Source organism: Paraburkholderia graminis (genome assembly GCF_003330785.1).
GTDB lineage: Bacteria > Pseudomonadota > Gammaproteobacteria > Burkholderiales > Burkholderiaceae > Paraburkholderia > Paraburkholderia graminis.
In genome coordinates, this window is record NZ_CP024935.1 from 825,575 (window position 1) to 840,949 (window position 15,375).

The 15,375-nt window shown below is 61.0% G+C and carries 15 protein-coding genes; 7 read left to right on the plus strand and 8 right to left on the minus strand.

Annotation, left to right across the window (positions count from 1 at the left end):
* Positions 1–35 precede the first annotated feature (35 nt).
* Positions 36–1,043 carry a rhamnose ABC transporter substrate-binding protein gene (gene rhaS / locus CUJ91_RS21945; protein WP_053859273.1) on the plus strand — a complete coding sequence of 336 codons (1,008 nt, stop codon included), beginning with the start codon at positions 36–38 and terminating at the stop codon, positions 1,041–1,043.
* A 70-nt stretch (positions 1,044–1,113) separates the two neighbouring features.
* On the opposite strand, the gene CUJ91_RS21950 is transcribed toward rhaS, so the two are convergent.
* The 4 genes from CUJ91_RS21950 to CUJ91_RS34185 all read right to left on the minus strand — a co-directional run bounded on the left by CUJ91_RS21950 (position 1,114) and on the right by CUJ91_RS34185 (position 4,860).
* Positions 1,114–2,301, minus strand: a complete 1,188-nt coding sequence (locus tag CUJ91_RS21950; protein WP_114157118.1) for a permease — start codon at positions 2,299–2,301, stop codon at positions 1,114–1,116.
* 33 nt (positions 2,302–2,334) lie between these two features.
* Positions 2,335–3,735: a heavy metal sensor histidine kinase gene (locus tag CUJ91_RS21955; RefSeq protein WP_114157119.1), complete on the minus strand. Its 1,401-nt coding sequence runs from the start codon at positions 3,733–3,735 to the stop codon at positions 2,335–2,337.
* On the minus strand, positions 3,732–4,403 hold the full coding sequence (locus CUJ91_RS21960; protein WP_006046695.1) for a heavy metal response regulator transcription factor: 672 nt from the start codon (positions 4,401–4,403) through the stop codon (positions 3,732–3,734). The genes CUJ91_RS21955 and CUJ91_RS21960 overlap by 4 nt, the downstream gene beginning before the upstream one ends.
* A 232-nt stretch (positions 4,404–4,635) precedes the next feature.
* Entirely contained in the window at positions 4,636–4,860 is a 225-nt protein-coding gene (locus CUJ91_RS34185; RefSeq protein ID WP_157140563.1) for a hypothetical protein, read from the minus strand.
* A 263-nt stretch (positions 4,861–5,123) separates the two neighbouring features.
* On the opposite strand from CUJ91_RS34185, the gene CUJ91_RS21970 reads away from it, so the two are divergent.
* The 6 genes from CUJ91_RS21970 (at position 5,124) to CUJ91_RS21995 (ending at position 9,945) form a co-directional block, all read left to right on the plus strand.
* Complete coding sequence (locus tag CUJ91_RS21970; protein WP_114157121.1) at positions 5,124–5,426, plus strand: hypothetical protein; 303 nt, start codon at positions 5,124–5,126, stop codon at positions 5,424–5,426.
* A complete protein-coding gene (locus tag CUJ91_RS21975) occupies positions 5,423–6,838 on the plus strand; it encodes a TolC family protein (protein ID WP_114157122.1) in 1,416 nt (471 codons plus the stop codon). The genes CUJ91_RS21970 and CUJ91_RS21975 overlap by 4 nt, the downstream gene beginning before the upstream one ends.
* 2 nt (positions 6,839–6,840) lie before the next feature.
* Complete coding sequence (locus tag CUJ91_RS21980) at positions 6,841–8,136, plus strand: copper oxidase (RefSeq protein WP_114157123.1); 1,296 nt, start codon at positions 6,841–6,843, stop codon at positions 8,134–8,136.
* A gap of 66 nt (positions 8,137–8,202) precedes the next feature.
* On the plus strand, positions 8,203–8,562 hold the full coding sequence (locus tag CUJ91_RS21985; protein ID WP_114157124.1) for a copper-binding protein: 360 nt from the start codon (positions 8,203–8,205) through the stop codon (positions 8,560–8,562).
* Positions 8,563–8,626: 64 nt separating this feature from the next.
* The gene (copC, locus tag CUJ91_RS21990; RefSeq protein ID WP_114157125.1) at positions 8,627–9,001 is read left to right on the plus strand and encodes a copper homeostasis periplasmic binding protein CopC; all 375 of its coding nucleotides are present in this window, start codon (positions 8,627–8,629) and stop codon (positions 8,999–9,001) included.
* Positions 9,001–9,945: a copper resistance D family protein gene (locus CUJ91_RS21995; RefSeq protein WP_114157126.1), complete on the plus strand. Its 945-nt coding sequence runs from the start codon at positions 9,001–9,003 to the stop codon at positions 9,943–9,945. Before copC ends, CUJ91_RS21995 begins: the two co-directional genes overlap by 1 nt.
* A 205-nt stretch (positions 9,946–10,150) precedes the next feature.
* Here the strand turns inward: CUJ91_RS21995 and CUJ91_RS22000 are convergent, their stop codons facing one another.
* From CUJ91_RS22000 to CUJ91_RS22015, 4 genes are all read right to left on the minus strand, one after another.
* Positions 10,151–11,254 carry a porin gene (locus CUJ91_RS22000; protein WP_161966591.1) on the minus strand — a complete coding sequence of 368 codons (1,104 nt, stop codon included), beginning with the start codon at positions 11,252–11,254 and terminating at the stop codon, positions 10,151–10,153.
* A 46-nt stretch (positions 11,255–11,300) separates the two neighbouring features.
* A complete protein-coding gene (locus CUJ91_RS22005; protein WP_006046705.1) occupies positions 11,301–12,368 on the minus strand; it encodes an ABC transporter ATP-binding protein in 1,068 nt (355 codons plus the stop codon).
* Positions 12,361–14,130 carry an ABC transporter permease gene (locus CUJ91_RS22010; protein WP_053859265.1) on the minus strand — a complete coding sequence of 590 codons (1,770 nt, stop codon included), beginning with the start codon at positions 14,128–14,130 and terminating at the stop codon, positions 12,361–12,363. Before CUJ91_RS22010 ends, CUJ91_RS22005 begins: the two co-directional genes overlap by 8 nt.
* A gap of 112 nt (positions 14,131–14,242) precedes the next feature.
* Complete coding sequence (locus tag CUJ91_RS22015; RefSeq protein ID WP_006046707.1) at positions 14,243–15,331, minus strand: ABC transporter substrate-binding protein; 1,089 nt, start codon at positions 15,329–15,331, stop codon at positions 14,243–14,245.
* Between the last annotated feature and the right edge of the window lie 44 nt (positions 15,332–15,375).

Consider the following 15,375-nt stretch of genomic DNA (forward strand, 5'->3'; position numbering starts at 1 on the left):
CATCACCACGTCCAACAACAAGCAGGAGACACTTCATGTTCAAACCTCTTCGTCACACCGGCGCGGCCGCGCTGTGCATCGCGTTGCTCGCGATCAGTTGCGCGGCGCCCGCCGCGGGCCTGAAAAGCGGCCTGAAAATAGCGTTCCTGCCGAAGCAGATCAACAACCCGTATGAAGTGATCGCCGACGACGGCGGCCTCGCCGCGATCAAGGAGTTCGGCGGCGTGGGCAAGGTGGTGGGTCCGTCGGATGCGGGCGCGTCGTCGCAGGTGCAATACATCAATACGCTGATCACGCAGCGTCAGGACGCGATTGTGATCGCCGCCAACGACGCAAACGCGGTCGTCCCGTATCTGAAGAAGGCGATGTCGCAAGGCATCAAAGTCGTCACGTTCGATTCGGACACGGCGCCTGAAGGTCGTCAATTGTTCGTCAATCAGGCGAACGCGGAAGGCATCGGCCGCGGCCAGATTCAACTCGTGTCGAAGCTGATAGGCGGTGAGGGCGAATTCGCGGTGCTGTCGGCCACGCCGAATGCGACCAATCAGAATACGTGGATCAAGTGGATGCAGGAGGAACTGAAGAAGCCCGAGTATTCGAAGATCAAGCTCGTCAAGATCGCGTACGGCAACGACGACGACCAGAAGTCGTTCGTCGAAACGCAGGGTTTGTTGCAGGCGTATCCGAACCTGAAGGCGATCGTTGCGCCGACCACGGTGGGCATCGCTGCGGCGGCGCGTTATATCTCGTCGTCGTCAAGCAAGGGCAAGGTGGCGGTGACAGGGCTCGGCACGCCGAACCAGATGCGCGCGTTCGTGAAGAACGGCACGGTGAAGGCATTCCAGTTGTGGGACCCGAACCAGTTGGGTTACCTCGCCGGCTATGCGGCCGCGGCGCTCGCGTCGGGCACGATCAGCGGCAAGGAGGGCGAGTCTTTCGATGCGGGCAAACTCGGCAAGCGCACCATCGGCCCGCAAGGCGAGATCATTCTCGGACCGCCGACTACATTCGATGCCGGCAATATCGACAACTTCAATTTCTAGAGCGGTCGAGCACGACGCGATAGATTCGTGAATCAGAGCAGAGAACGCCCCGCTGGGCGCTCTCTGAAGGTCATTCCGAGCGACCGTGATGGTGCTGATGGCCGTAATGGTCCGCATGATGGTGCTCACCGCCCTCCATCATGCGCATCATCTCTGGCCCGCCGGTTTTAAAAAAGATCACCGTCAAAATGACAGCCACAATCCCAAAGACGATATTCAGTACGGTCGTATAGTTGAAGGTAATCGCTGCATCCCCGACAGCCGTATGCCGCTCGTGCGGAACCCAGCCTAGCGCCTGGAACAGTCCTTCCACAACGAGTGCCGCCGACACCATCGCAAGGTAGAACGTCACGGCGAGAAAAGCGGTCATTCGCCCGCCATAGTACTTTCTGTAGATATTCAGAATGGGCAGGATGATGAGATCGCCAAAAATAAACGAGGCGACGCCGCCGAAACTGATGCCTCCATTCCACAGTACTGCTGCAAGCGGCACATTGCCTACGGAACAGGTGAACGACGCGACGGCAATGAGTGGCCCGACAAACGCGCCCCAGATCATCGCGGCCGTTGGATGGCTGACGAGAAAGAACTTCTGCCAGAAGCTGTCGGGCACCCATGCGCCCAAAGCTCCCGCGACGAGTAAGCCAACGCCGATGTCGCGCCACAACATCGCCCAGTTCATCGCATAGCTGTGACTGATCGCTATCCATCCCTCTCTGGACGACAGGCGTTCTTTCCAGGTGCCTTGCTGTTCGCTCATCGACATCGCCGCATGGCCTTCCATACTGCCGGCAATACCTTTGTCCGCCTGCTCGATCGCGTCGCGCTTGAGCGAGTCTTTGAGAAAGAAACGGAAGAAGAGCACCATAACGACGATCATGATCGGGCCGCCGATAAACTCAGCGGTGGCGAACTGCCACGAAATGAGCACCCACATCAAAACGCCGAGTTCAAGCACCAGATTGGTTGCGGCGAACTGGAACGCCATTGCGGCGGTAAAGTCGCCGCCCTTGCGCACAATAGAGCGGGCCATCGCAACTGCCGCATAAGAACACGAGGACGACGCGGCGCCTAACAGCGCGGAGACGGTCAGCGTTTTGGCCGATGAATCGGGCAGAAGCTTCGACATCTCCGACTTGGAGACGATGACTTCAATCACGGCAGAGAAGAGAAAGCCGAGACTGAGGCCCCAGAAGATTTGCCATAGCATGGTGAAAGCCATCCATAGCGCGTGACCGAGAGCAGTAACTATCTGCATCGCAACCTCCTGCTTGGAAAACTCCTGAACTGGCTATACGTCGACCGGACGCGGAAAGTACAACGTGAAAGTGGTGCGCTCGTCATTGCTCGCGACCTCGACTTTGCCACGATGCAATTCCATGATCGATTTGACGATAGCAAGGCCGAGACCCGCATTTCGGGCTGAACGATGCCGCGACGCGTCGACGCGATAGAAACGTTCGAAAATCCGCTCGACGTGTTCGGGCGCAATCGCATGCCCCCGGTTGGTTACTTCGACGACCGAGTACTTCGGCGATTCGAACGAGCGCAACTCGACGCAAGAGCCCGCAAAAGCATGGTCGAGTGCGTTGGACATCAGGTTGCTGACAGCGCGCCGGAACAGCGTCGCATCCGCGGATAGTTGTGCATTTCCATTCACGGCGAGATTCACGCCGGCTTCTTCCGCGAGGCCCTGAAAATACGATGCGAGCCTACTCAATTCGCTCGTTGCGTCCAGTTTGACCACATGAATAAGCTGCTGCGCGTTTTCATTGCGCGCGAGAAACAGCATGTTCTCGATCATCCGCTGAAGCCGCTCGCACTCTTCGATGTTGGAGTCGATCAGTGCTTCGTATTCGTCGATGGTTCTCGTGCGAGACAGTGTGACCTGCGATGAACTGATGACATTGGCGAGCGGTGTTCGCATGTCGTGTGCGAGGTCGGATGAGAACTGCGACAGATGCACGAATGCGCGTTCCAGCCGGTCGAGCATCCGGTTGACCGACAGCGCAATAGCCTGAAGCTCGATGGGTCCGCCGTGTATATCGAGCCGCTCGCTCAGGTTGTGAGCCTCGATGCGCGAAGTCTGACGGCCGATGCTTTTTACCGGCGAAAGTCCTCGCCGCGTGACGGCATAGCCGACCGTGCCCACGAGAGCAGCACCGAGCGCGACGGCAATCAGCACGTCGACGCGATAGCTCTTGAGAAGCGATTGCCGGTCGGAGGCGGCGCGCACCAGCACCACACGCACGGTTTCATGCGACGGCAGCGTTGCCGCGGAGAAGATGCAACGCGATGAACCTATCGACGCGATCTCGCAGGTGAACGGACTGCCGCCAGCGTGCTTGCCGGAAAACGCAGCCGCAAGATCAAGATGTTCCTGGCCAACGTGCTCTACCAGCACGCGATTCTGCGCGTCGAAAATGCCGAGATAGACGCCGGGATGCGACAGCAGCACTTCATGGAAAATTGCCGGCGCCGCTTTAACGGCGTCGATCGATCCGGCATCGCGCACGAGCTGCTGAAACTGGGCGAGCTTGCCGATGATCTCAATGTCGTCGCGCCGCTGCAATTCCTGCGACAGCGAGCGATAAAGGAATGCACCCATGAGCGCAAATACGACAAGCGCCGCTACCGCGAATGCAGCGGTCAATCGCTTGAGAAGCGAGTAGGGAGCCTTTCTCGCGGTCACGAACGGTCCTCGAGTACATAGCCCATTCCGCGGACCGTGTGCAACAGCTTCGTCTCGAACGAGTTGTCGATTTTTGCACGCAGGCGTTTGACGGCGGCATCGACCACGTTGGTATCGCTGTCGAAATTCATGTCCCAGATCTGCGACGTGATGAAGGTGCGCGTCAGTACTTCGCCCTGCCTTTCGGCTAACAATTGCAATAGCGAGAACTCCTGCGCCGTGAGGTCAATGCGCAGATCGCCGCGCTTCACCCGGCGCTTGATGAAGTCCACTTCCATGTCGGCGATGCGCAGCACGTCCTTGACCGCGCGCGGCGCCCGCCGCAGCAGCGAACGGATTCGGGCGAGGAACTCGGCGTAGGCGAAAGGCTTCGACAGATAGTCGTCCGCGCCCAACTCGAGACCTTCGACTTTGTCCGCGACCGTGTCGCGCGCGGTCAGCAGAAGAACCGGCGTCTGCTTCTCCTTACGCAGCCGCCGAAGCAACTCGAAGCCGTCTATTCCGGGAAGCATCACGTCGAGTACGATCAGATCGAATTCCTCGTGCAACGCGAGGAACAGACCGTTGACGCCGTTGTCGGCAGTGTCCACCGTAAAGCTGGCCTCAACCAGTCCCTTCCTGAGATAGGCGGCCATCTTCGGCTCGTCTTCGATAATGAGTATGCGCATCGGTCGACGGTTCATCTTTTCGCGGAAGGAGGGAGTGTGGTCAGCTTAGACATGGCTCGGCAGTCGTGAGATGACGGGAGCATGACATTTTTTTCATCTTCGCGAGCATGAAAAATCAGTCATCTCGTGGCCATCGCGGCGTCAGAAGGCCCGCAGTAAGCTTTGGTCCTGAGCGTCGGCCGTGCCGTTACGCGTTGACACGTTTCAGCTTACAACCGCCCAAAATCGCGTGCTAGACTCCGGCCCCATGTACTACTGGCGCAAACTCTTCATCGTCGTTCTGCTTGCACTGAGCCTTCCGGCTCAGTCGTTCGCGGCCGTCGCGATGAAATGTGGCGTCGGCCAGGCGCATCATCATAGTGCGCATGTTGCGCCGGAAGGCGGCGAGCATCATGCAGCCATGTCCGGTGCAGAGCATCTTCACGCAAGCGGCGATCATCACCACGATGGTCATCAAGCGCACGCGTGCGCAACCTGCGCATCGTGCTGTTCCGGTGCAGTCATGCTGTTCGTGCCGATCCTGCCGCCCACGGCTGAAACCGCTCACGTCTTCTTGTCCCCGTCTTCTTCCGCGCCCGTCGTGTCGTTCCTGACGGGCGGCATTGAACGACCTCCGCGCTCGATTCTCGTCTAGTCCGCGCCCTCGCAGCCGTTCGCTGCAGAGGCATGTTCCTGGAGACCGGCAACCGGCCTCCGGATGATTCACGACGAGAACAACTCATGCGAAAAATTTCTGTGGCGCTGCTTGGCGCGGCCGCGGCGTTGCCGCTGCTCGCGCACGCCGCGACGACCTTGCCGGACCCGGCCGATGCGGGAGCGTCGGTGCCGCCGCCTGCAACGTCGTCGGCATTCGACGGTTACAAGCCCTGGCACGATGGAGAAGCGCCGAGCTGGCAACAGCTCAATCGCGAAGTCGCACCGAGCCGGGCAGCGACTGGTGCGAAACACGCGAAACACGGGCAGCACGCGAATGCGGCATCGGCCGGCGAAAGCGGTTCCGAGCATGGAGGCGACTCCAAATGATGCGTCACCTCGCGCAGACCCGCGTCGCGTGCATCGCCGTCGCGGCAGTGCTGCTCGCCGGCTGCACAACGTTTTCAAACGACGGCGGCTTCGGCGCCGTATCGACGACTGCATCGCAGCGGCTCGGCAAGGACGCGGTCTATGTGAAGACCGACGAAGACCGCGAAGCCGTTTTCAAGCGCACGCGGGAACTGCTGTCAAAGCCGCTCGACATGGACGACGCGGTGCAACTCGCGTTGCTGAACAACCGCGGACTTCAGGCGGCTTACGGAGAACTGGGCGTCTCGGAGGCCGACCTCGTGCAGGCGGGCCGTCTGCCGAATCCAGGCTTCACGTTCAGCAGAACGCACTGGAGCGATGGATTCGGCATTAGCCGTACTTTCTCGATGGGCGTGCTCGGTCTGCTTACGCTGCCTTTGGCGACACGCGTCGAAGGCCGGCGGTTCGAGCAGACGAAGCTCGAGACGGCCAATGCGATGCTTGCCGTGGCCGCCGACGCCCGCAAGGCTTATGTGAACGCGGTGGCTGCGCAACAGGCTGCGCTCTACGCGGAGCAGGTCAAGGACTCGGCCGAAGCCGGCGCGGAACTCGCGCTGCGCATGCGCCAGGCGGGCAACTTCAGCAGACTCGACTACGCGCGCGAGCAGGCCTTTTATGCGGAGTCCGTCGCGCAACTCGCAAAGGCCCGGCAGCAATCAGTCATGGCGCGCGAGAAGCTCACGCGCGCGATCGGCTTATGGGGTTCGGGAACGCAATTCGAACTGCCCGACCGTCTGCCGGAACTGCCAAAGGAAAAGCCGCAACTCGACGATCTCGAGAGCTTTGCGATGCGAAATCGGCTGGACATTCAGGCCGCGAAGCTGAGAACGGAAAGCGTTGCCAGTTCTCTGGGACTGACGAAAGCAACGCGCTTCGTCAATGCACTCGACGTCGGTTATCTCAACAACTTCGAGACCGACAAGGGACATGAGCGCGGCTACGAAATCAGCGTCGAGATTCCGCTCTTCGATTGGGGCAGTGCAAAGACCGCGCGCGCCGAAGCCATCTATATGCAATCGGCTAACCGGCTTGCACAGACGGCAATCGATGCGCGTTCCGAAGTGCGCGAGTCGTATTCCGCTTACGTCACGAGCTATGACGTCGCGAAGCATTACCGCGACGAAGTCGTGCCCGTGCGCAAGACCATCTCTGACGAAATGCTGCTGCGCTACAACGGCATGCTCGCGAGCGTGTTCGAACTGCTCGCCGATTCGCGCGATCAGGTCGCGGCCGTCAACGGATATATCGATGCGCTGAAAGACTACTGGGTTGCCGAGACGGATCTTCAGCAGTCGCTTGGTGGCCGTCTTCCGCCGCTTGCCGCGATGTCCGCAGCTCAACCGGCGTCGCCGACGAATTCAGAAGGTAAATGAACATGGTGTCACGTCGAAATTTTCTTGGCGGCTCAGGCGCCGCGCTGCTCGGTGCAGCGCTGGTCAGCAAGGCGGGCGCGGCTTCGCTTCCAGAAGCGCCAACGATGCAAAAAACCGCCACGCAGCCGCCGCTCGTCCCGCCCAATGGCCGGCCTTATACGCCCGTTGCCACACTCAATGGCTGGACGCTGCCGTGGCGCATGAAGAACGGATGGAAGGAGTTTCATCTGATCGCCGAGCCGGTCATGCGCGAAATGGCGTCGGGCATGAAGGCGAATCTGTGGGGCTACAACGGCCAGGCGCCTGGCCCGACCATCGAGGCCGTGGAAGGCGACAAGGTCCGCATCTTCGTGACCAACAAGCTGCCGGAACACACGACCGTTCACTGGCACGGGATGCTGCTGCCGTGCGGAATGGACGGCGTCGGCGGTCTGACGCAACCGCATATTCCGCCTGGCAAGACATTCGTCTACGAGTTTCAGCTCGAGAAACACGGCACATTCATGTATCACCCGCATGCCGACGAGATGGTGCAGATGGCGATGGGCATGATGGGCACATTCATCGTTCATCCGAAGGATCGCGGCGTCATGCCGGTCGACCGCGACTTCGTGTTCCTGATGTCGGCCTACGACATCGACCCAGGAAGCTTCACGCCACGCGTGAACGAAATGACGGACTTCAACATGTGGACGTGGAATGCGCGTGTGTTTCCGGGCATCGATCCATTGCCCGTTCGCACCGGCGACCGGGTGCGCATTCGCTTCGGCAATCTGACGATGACCAATCATCCGATCCATCTTCACGGATACAGCTTCGAGGTGGCAGGAACCGATGGCGGATGGATTCCTCCGTCCGCGCGTTGGCCCGAAGTCACCGCCGACGTCGCGGTCGGTCAGATGCGCGCGGTCGAGTTCACCGCTAACCGGCCCGGCGATTGGGCGTTTCATTGCCACAAGTCGCATCACACGATGAATGCAATGGGGCATCAGGTTCCCAACCTGATCGGCGTACCGCAAAAAGATCTCGCGAAGCGCATTAACAAGCTGGTGCCGGACTACATGGCGATGGGCGCGACGGGCGGCGCGATGGGCAATATGGAAATGCCGCTGCCGGACAACACGCTGCCGATGATGACGGGAACGGGACCATTTGGCCCGCTGGAAATGGGCGGCATGTTCAGCGTCGTGAAAGTGCGCGACGGTCTCGGCCGCAACGATTATCGCGACCCCGGCTGGTTCAAACACCCGAAGGGCACCGTGGCGTACGAGTACACCGGCGAAATGCCGGAAAGCTGAATTAGCCCGAAGCCGGCTCATTGGGCTCGGCCGGATTTTTTATCACTCTGACTATTGAGGGAACGTATGAGGAACGTAGTGGCTTTCATTGCAATGTGTTGTGCTGTTTCGGTTTCCGCGACCGCTTATGCAGCCGGCGATATGGGAAATATGAACATGGCGAGTGGCGCACAGCAAAGCGCGGACGTGAACGCGGACGCGAACAAAAGCATGTCGCATGGCGAAGTTAAAAAGGTGGATACCGCCGCGGGCAAACTCACCATCAAGCACGGTCCCCTGGAGAACCTTGGCATGGAAGCCATGACGATGGTTTTCAAGGTTAAAGACCCGGCGATGTTGTCTCAGGTGAACGTCGGCGACAAGATCGATTTCGTCGCCGAAGAAGTCGATGGCTCACTGACCGTGACGAGCCTGCAAAAGCAGTGACATGCAATGGGCGCCGCCCATGACGCACGCACGGCGCCCTGGTTAAATTCCGGGAGGCAGCATCATGAATACCAACATGCGAAAAACGTTCTTTGGTGCGGTGGCAACCACTGCACTCATGCTTTCACCCGCGCTCGCGCTTGCGCACGGCAAGCTGGAAACGGCGACGCCGGCGGCGGGCAGCACAGTCGATGTATCGCCCGACTTACTCAGGCTGACGTTCAACGAGGACCTCGAATCATCGTTCAGCACGATCAAGGTCGCCGATGCGAGCGGCGCGCCCGTTACTAAAGAAAAGGCAACCGTCGACACCGCCAACCCGCGCGTACTGGCCGTCGCGATCCCGAAGCTCGCTTCGGGTGCGTACACCGTGCAATGGGCTGTGATGACGCATGACGCGCACAAGACAAAAGGCATCTACACATTCGCGGTGAAGTGATGAACGAAGGCTCCCTCGGCGTTGTCCGGCTGATATCGGTAGCGCTGCAAAACGTGAGCTTTGCCGTGCTTATCGGAGCGATGCTGAGTGACATGTGGTTGTCGCGACGCGCGTCGCGATGGCAGTCGGGCGTCAGTCGGCGACTCCTGACGACCATGAGGATTTCGGCATTAGTTGCGTTGCTTTCGAGCTTTTCGGCTTTCTGGGCTCACTGCGCGCTAATGAGTGAATCCTCTTTGAGTGAAGCGGGGCCGGCAGTCGTATCGATGCTGAAGGAGACCGGGTTCGGTCATGCCTGGCTCGTGAACTGCGTTCTACTGCTCGTCGTTCTTGCGCTTCTGATGGCGAACGTGCATAAGCGCGGGCCATACGCAGTCGTCATTGCATTCGCCACAGCCGGCGCGGCCCTGGCGAGAAGCAATACGGGACATCCCGTCGATGCCGGTACTTTTTCGCCGCCGGTATGGGCCGACTGGGTACACGTGCTTGCTATCAGCGTATGGGTCGGCCTCGTGCTTGTCGCGGCCAGTATCGTCGTGCCGCGGTTAGGCAAGGCCCCGGAAGACGACGCGCCCAATAGCGCGGCATTCGTGCAATCGCTTTCAAACGCGGCCACTGTTGCGCTCGCGATGCTGGCTATCACGGGCGCGTACAACGGTTGGCGCGGCGTGAGCAGTCCCGTCAATCTCTGGACGTCGACTTACGGGCAGGTGCTTGTGCTGAAGCTCGCGCTTGTGCTGATTGCAGCGGCGCTTGGAGGACATAACCGGATCGTTGAAATGCCGAAAGTACTCATGTCATTGAAGGGCTCGCATGCGATGCAGTCGCGCGTTGCATTGAGGCGCTTTGCGCGAGTACTTCAGATTGAGTCGGTCGTGCTGGCGGGTGTGCTTATTGTCGCCGCGGTTCTCGTTTCGAGTCCTTTACCGGGGACTTCTTCCTGACGGAAAACTTTTTACCAGTCCACGCAGATGGTGGTGTCTGTGCAGCGGCTTCATATCTTGTCGAATGATCGCCGTGCACTGGCGCTTCCATCTTTTACAGGCTCGGCCGCGCGTCGGGCCTTTTTTTGCTCCGCCACGATGCGCTGATCGCGGCGGAGCGCCATGTATTCGCGTCGCATGTCACACGCGAACTAAACTCGGCCGCTCAAAACCGATGTTGAATACCCGCCGTCACACCCGCTTGCGTATCCGCCGCGCCGGTCAGATCGCGCGACAGGCTGACGGCGTTGCCATGCTTCGCCATCGCATAGCCACCGGCCAGATACAGCACCGTGCGCTTCGACAACGCGTACTGGCCGCGCAGCGAAAAGAGCGTCGGGTCGGCGTCGCTCGCGTTCTTGATGTCCTGATGATAAACAGCGCCGAACAGCGAGAAGAACGGCGTCACCTCGTATTGACCGCCGATCCAGTACATGTCGCTGCGCAGCGTCGGCGTGGCCGTGTGGAAGGTGCGCCGATAGTTGCGATAGCCGGCCATTGCCTTGACCGGGCCGAAGTCGTAACTCAAGCCGGCATGAATGCCCTGAATGTAGTTGGTGGTGTCCGCGGGCGTGACGCTGTCGTTCGCGCCGTTCTGACGGTCGAAGGTGACCACGGCGGCGAACGGGCCGTTCTCGTAGCCGAGGCCGAAGTCGTATTTCGAGCTCGATTTCATGCTGCCGGGCACATTGCCGAAGCCGTACATCGCGCCGAATTTAAAGCCGGCGAAAGTTCCGTCGTAGCGCACGGCGTTGGCCGAGCGCGAGAACAGTCCGTCCTTGCGGCCGCCCGTTGCCGTGGATGAGGTCGCCCACGAGTAGTTCGGCGCATAACCCATCGGGTCGAACTGCAGCATGTAGTCGTACGTGGTCGTGAAATTGCGGCCGAGCGTGATTTGGCCGAAGCGGTTCTTCAGGCCGATGGTCGCGCGCCGGTCGAAGATCGCGCCGGGGCCGTCGTCGAACTGGCCATTCGCGATGTTGATGCCGCTTTCCAACTGGAACACGGCCTTCAATCCACCGCCGAGATCCTCGACGCCGCGCAGACCCCAGCGCGACGTGTTCTTGCCGCCCGACACGAGACGCGTTGCGCCGCCGTCCGCGCTCGCATGATTCACGTATTCGACGCCCGCATCGACGATGCCGTACAACGTCACGCTCGATTGCGCGTGCGCGCCGGTCGCGAATGCGGCGAGTCCCGCAAAGCCCGCGAAATACGCGAGGCCTGCGCGGCTCGCGCCGAAGGTCGTTCTTTTGATGCTCAACTTCATCGACAGTCTCCTGTAGCTGGTTTTTTTACTTCGGTGGGTGAGTGCGTCAGCTCGCGTGGGCGAACGCCCAGCAATCGTTCGCGGGGAATTCGATCCAGTGGCGCCCGGCCGCGCGCGGCACGTTGCCGAATGCGCGCAGACGCAGCTCGCCGCAATGAAACAGGTACTCCCAGCGGTCGCCGAGATACATCGACGTGATCAGGTCCGCTTCGAGGCGATTCGCGCCCGGACCGTCGGCGACCTGCACGCGCTCGAGGCGAATCACCGCCTGCACCTGCTGGCCGGCCGTCAGCGCTTCGCGCGCTTGCGCCTGCAATTGCCAGCCGTCGCCGGCCAAGGTCACGCGCTCCCCGTCGATGGCGGCCACGCGCGCGTCGATACGGTTGTTGCTGCCCATGAATTCCGCGGTGTAAAGCGAACGCGGCTCGCCGTACAGCTCCGCGGGCGTGCCTTCCTGTTCGATACGGCCATTGCGCAGCAGCAGGATGCGGTCGGACATCGCCATCGCTTCGGTCTGATCGTGCGTGACGCAAAGCGCCGAGAGACCGAGCGACACGATCAGTTCGCGCAGCCAGGCGCGCGCTTCCTCGCGCAGTTTGGCGTCGAGATTCGACAGCGGTTCGTCGAGCAGAATGACGGGCGGGTTGTAGACGAGCGCGCGCGCAATCGCGACGCGCTGCTGCTGGCCGCCGGAAAGTTGATACGGATAGCGCGCGGCCAGATGACCGAGACCGAGTTGATCGAGCGCGCCTTGCACGCGCTTTTTCTGCTCGGCCGCCGACACGCGCCGCAGCTTCAATCCATAGCCGACGTTTTCCGCGACGGTGCGGTGCGGCCACAGCGCATACGACTGAAACACGAGACCGAGCGAGCGCTGCTCGACCGGCAGATCGGCGTGCGTGGCGCCGTCGAAGAACACTTTGCCGTCGAGTTCGATGCGCCCCGACGAAGGCTGCTCGAGACCGGCGACCGCGCGCAGCAGCGTCGTCTTGCCGCTGCCTGACGCGCCGAGCAGGCACACCACTTCGCCCGGATTCAGTTCGAACGACACGCCCTTGAGAATCGGGTTATCGCCATAGCTCAGAAAGAGGTTGTCGACCGAGAGCTTATCCATGAAGTTTCACTCCGAAGCGCAGGGCCACGCCGAGCCCGGCGCCGACCATCGCGATGTTGATGACAGAAAGCGCCGCGACCTGATCGACCGCGCCGGTCGCCCACAGCGACACGAGCAGCGCGCCGATCACTTCGGTGCCGGGCGACAGCAGATAGACGGCGGTCGAATATTCGCGCTCGAAGATCATGAAGATCAGTAGCCATGCGGCGAGCAGGCCGAAGCGCACGAGCGGCAGCGTGACGTCGAGGCTCACGCGCGCACGCGTGCCGCCGACGCTGCGTCCCGCTTCCTCGAGTTCGGGGCCGACTTGCAGCAGCGCGCTTTGAATCAGGCGCATGCCGTACGCGAGCCAGACGACCGTGTACGCGATCCAGATGCTCCACATCGAGTTCTTCAGCTCTTTCACGCCCGGCACGAAGAGAAAGATCCACAGGAACGCGAGGCCGGCGAGCAGACCGGGCACGGCGCGCGGCAGCAGCACGAGGTAATCGAGCAGGCGCGTCGCCCAGTCGTTGCGGCGATGACCGGCGAACGCCACGAGCGAATAGAAGCCCACCGCGAGCGCGCCGCCGAATATGCCGATGCCGAGCGTGTTGAGGATCGCGCGAACCAGGTTGTCCTGTTCGAACAGTTCGGTGAAGTTGGCGAGCGTGAGCACGTCGGCGAGATTCACGCCTTCGCCCCAGTTCGTGACGAACGCGCGCAGCGTGATGCCCGAGATCGGCACGAACACGGTCAACAAGAGCCACAGCGCGACGATCGCGAGCGCGACCCAACGCCATGCGCCAAGCGGCAGCACGGTCTGACGTCCGGCCTTGCCTTTCACGGTGACGAAGCGGTTCGCGCGCTTGAGGAGGCTGCGTTGCAGCAGCACGAGCGGAAACGTAATCGCGACAATGCACACCGCGACCGCGGCCATCAGGTGATACGACGGCACGCCGAGCTTGTTGGTGAGCTTGTACAGATAAGTGGCGAGCACGAGGTGGCCTTCGGGATCGCCGAGCACGAGCGGCAGGCCGAACACTTCGAAGCCGAGGAAGAACACCAGCACGCCTGCGAAGAGCAGGGCGGGCAAGGTCATCGGCAGGCTCACGTCGAGTGCGACGCGAAACGGGCGCGCGCCCGCGACGCGCGCGGCTTCTTCGACGTCCGAGCCGAGATTTCGCAGCGCCGCCGACGAATACAGATACACGTGCGGCACATGCGTGAGGCCGACGATCACCGTGATCGCAAGAATCGAGTACACGGTCCACGGCGCTTCGGCGCTGCCGAACAGCGTTTTCCACCAGACCGAATAGAAGCCGACCGGGCCGGCCGCGACGACGTAGCCGAACGCGAGCACCATCGGCGAAACGAAGACAGGCGTGAGCAGCAACGGCTCGAGCCACCGGCGGCCGGGCAGGTCGGTGCGAACCATCAGGAACGCGAGAATGCCGCCGAGCGGAATCGAAATGAACAGCATGCCGCTCGCGATCACGAACGAGTTCTTCAGCGCGGACCAGAAATCAGGATCACTGAAGATAAACTCGAAGCCGGTGAGGCCGAGCGTGCGGTTGGCGTCGAAGAAAGGCGCATTGAGCACGCTCTGAAACAGGATGAAGCCGAGCGGCAGCGCCACGGCGACCGTCAGCACGGCGACGACGAGCCAGCGCAGCATCCCCGCCAACGGTTGCAGACGGCCGCGCGGCAACGCGCCGATGGGGCCGTCGTCAGCCGCGAGCGGCGCGGCGTCGCGAGGCCCGGTTGCGCTAGTAAAAAGCATGAGTGTCCCCCTGCGGCGCAAAAGCCGCATATCGGCAGGTGTTCAACGAAAAAGCAGAGACGTTCGCGCGTGGCGGCGCGAACGTGTGCGCCTCTGTGTCAGGCGCGAGGGTTTAGCGCTTGATCGACTGTTGCCATTGCTTGAGGAATTCAAGGCGCTTGGACTGATCGAGATAAACCAGCAGGCCCGCGCCGATAGGAATCGGCTTTAACGAATCGCCGAGCTGCTTCGTGAGGCCGGCCATCGACGTTTCGCCTTCCACGTCGGAGCGAATCGAGAACAAACTCGCCTGGTTCGCGAGCAGGGTCTGGCCGCGCTGCGACAGCAGATAGTCGACCCACAGCTTCGCGGCGTTCGGGCTTTTCGCCTTCTTCGAAATGGTGACGAGGCGGCTCACCACCAGCGTGTAGTCCTTCGGATAGACATAGCCGATGGAGGGATCTTTCTTGGCCTTGGTGAGCGCATACGAGCCGAGAATGTTGTAGCCGATCAGGTTCTCGCCCGACGAAATGCGCTCCATCATCGCGCCCGTGCTCGATTGCAGTTTCGGGCCGGTCGCGCCCATTGCCTTGACGAGATCCCACGTGACCTGCGGGTTCACGCGCGCGTCCTGCGTCAGATAGTTAAAGCCGACGCCGGACTTCTCGATGTCGTAAGTCGTGACCTTGCCTTTGAACTGATCGGGCTTCGATTGCAGCAGCTTGATGAGGTCGGCGCGCGTCTGCGGCACTTCGCCCGCGGACAAAAGGCGCTTGTTGTAGACGATCGCGAGCGGTTCATAGGTCGTGCCGTACGCCTGCTTCTGGTACTGCGCCCATTGCGGCAACTGCTTCGCCTCGGGCGATTCGTAAGTCGCCATCAGGCCGTCGTTGACGAGCTTCACCTGCAGGTCCATGGCCGAGCTCCACAGCACGTCGGCGCTCGTGCTGCTCGCCGCGTTTTCGCTGATGTAGCGGTTGTACAGCTCGGTGCTGTTCATGTCGTTGTATTCGACTTTCACGCCGTACAGGCTTTCGAAGTCTTTGATCAGCGGACGCACGAGCGCGGTGTCCGTGACCGAGTAGACGATCAGTTTTCCTTCTTTTTTCGCTGCGTCGACAGTGGCCTGATAATCGCCCGGATAGCCGGCTGGGAACGCTGCCCATGTCGAATGTGCGGCGAATGCGGCAGCGGCGGCGAGAAGCTTTAAAGAGATATGCACGTCTTCCTCCAGAAAACATCATGTTGATTTTGTGAAGGCGAATG

Coding starts and splice junctions, on each gene's coding strand:
- CUJ91_RS21980 (WP_114157123.1), top strand. CDS start 6,841: ATGGTGTCACGTCGAAATTTTCTTGGCGGCTCAGGCGCCGCGCTGCTC.
- CUJ91_RS21970 (WP_114157121.1), top strand. CDS start 5,124: ATGCGAAAAATTTCTGTGGCGCTGCTTGGCGCGGCCGCGGCGTTGCCG.
- CUJ91_RS21960 (WP_006046695.1), bottom strand. CDS start 4,403: ATGCGCATACTCATTATCGAAGACGAGCCGAAGATGGCCGCCTATCTC.
- CUJ91_RS21985 (WP_114157124.1), top strand. CDS start 8,203: ATGAGGAACGTAGTGGCTTTCATTGCAATGTGTTGTGCTGTTTCGGTT.
- CUJ91_RS22010 (WP_053859265.1), bottom strand. CDS start 14,130: ATGCTTTTTACTAGCGCAACCGGGCCTCGCGACGCCGCGCCGCTCGCG.
- CUJ91_RS21995 (WP_114157126.1), top strand. CDS start 9,001: ATGAACGAAGGCTCCCTCGGCGTTGTCCGGCTGATATCGGTAGCGCTG.
- rhaS (WP_053859273.1), top strand. CDS start 36: ATGTTCAAACCTCTTCGTCACACCGGCGCGGCCGCGCTGTGCATCGCG.
- CUJ91_RS21950 (WP_114157118.1), bottom strand. CDS start 2,301: ATGCAGATAGTTACTGCTCTCGGTCACGCGCTATGGATGGCTTTCACC.
- CUJ91_RS22000 (WP_161966591.1), bottom strand. CDS start 11,254: ATGAAGTTGAGCATCAAAAGAACGACCTTCGGCGCGAGCCGCGCAGGC.
- CUJ91_RS21975 (WP_114157122.1), top strand. CDS start 5,423: ATGATGCGTCACCTCGCGCAGACCCGCGTCGCGTGCATCGCCGTCGCG.
- CUJ91_RS22005 (WP_006046705.1), bottom strand. CDS start 12,368: ATGGATAAGCTCTCGGTCGACAACCTCTTTCTGAGCTATGGCGATAAC.
- copC (WP_114157125.1), top strand. CDS start 8,627: ATGAATACCAACATGCGAAAAACGTTCTTTGGTGCGGTGGCAACCACT.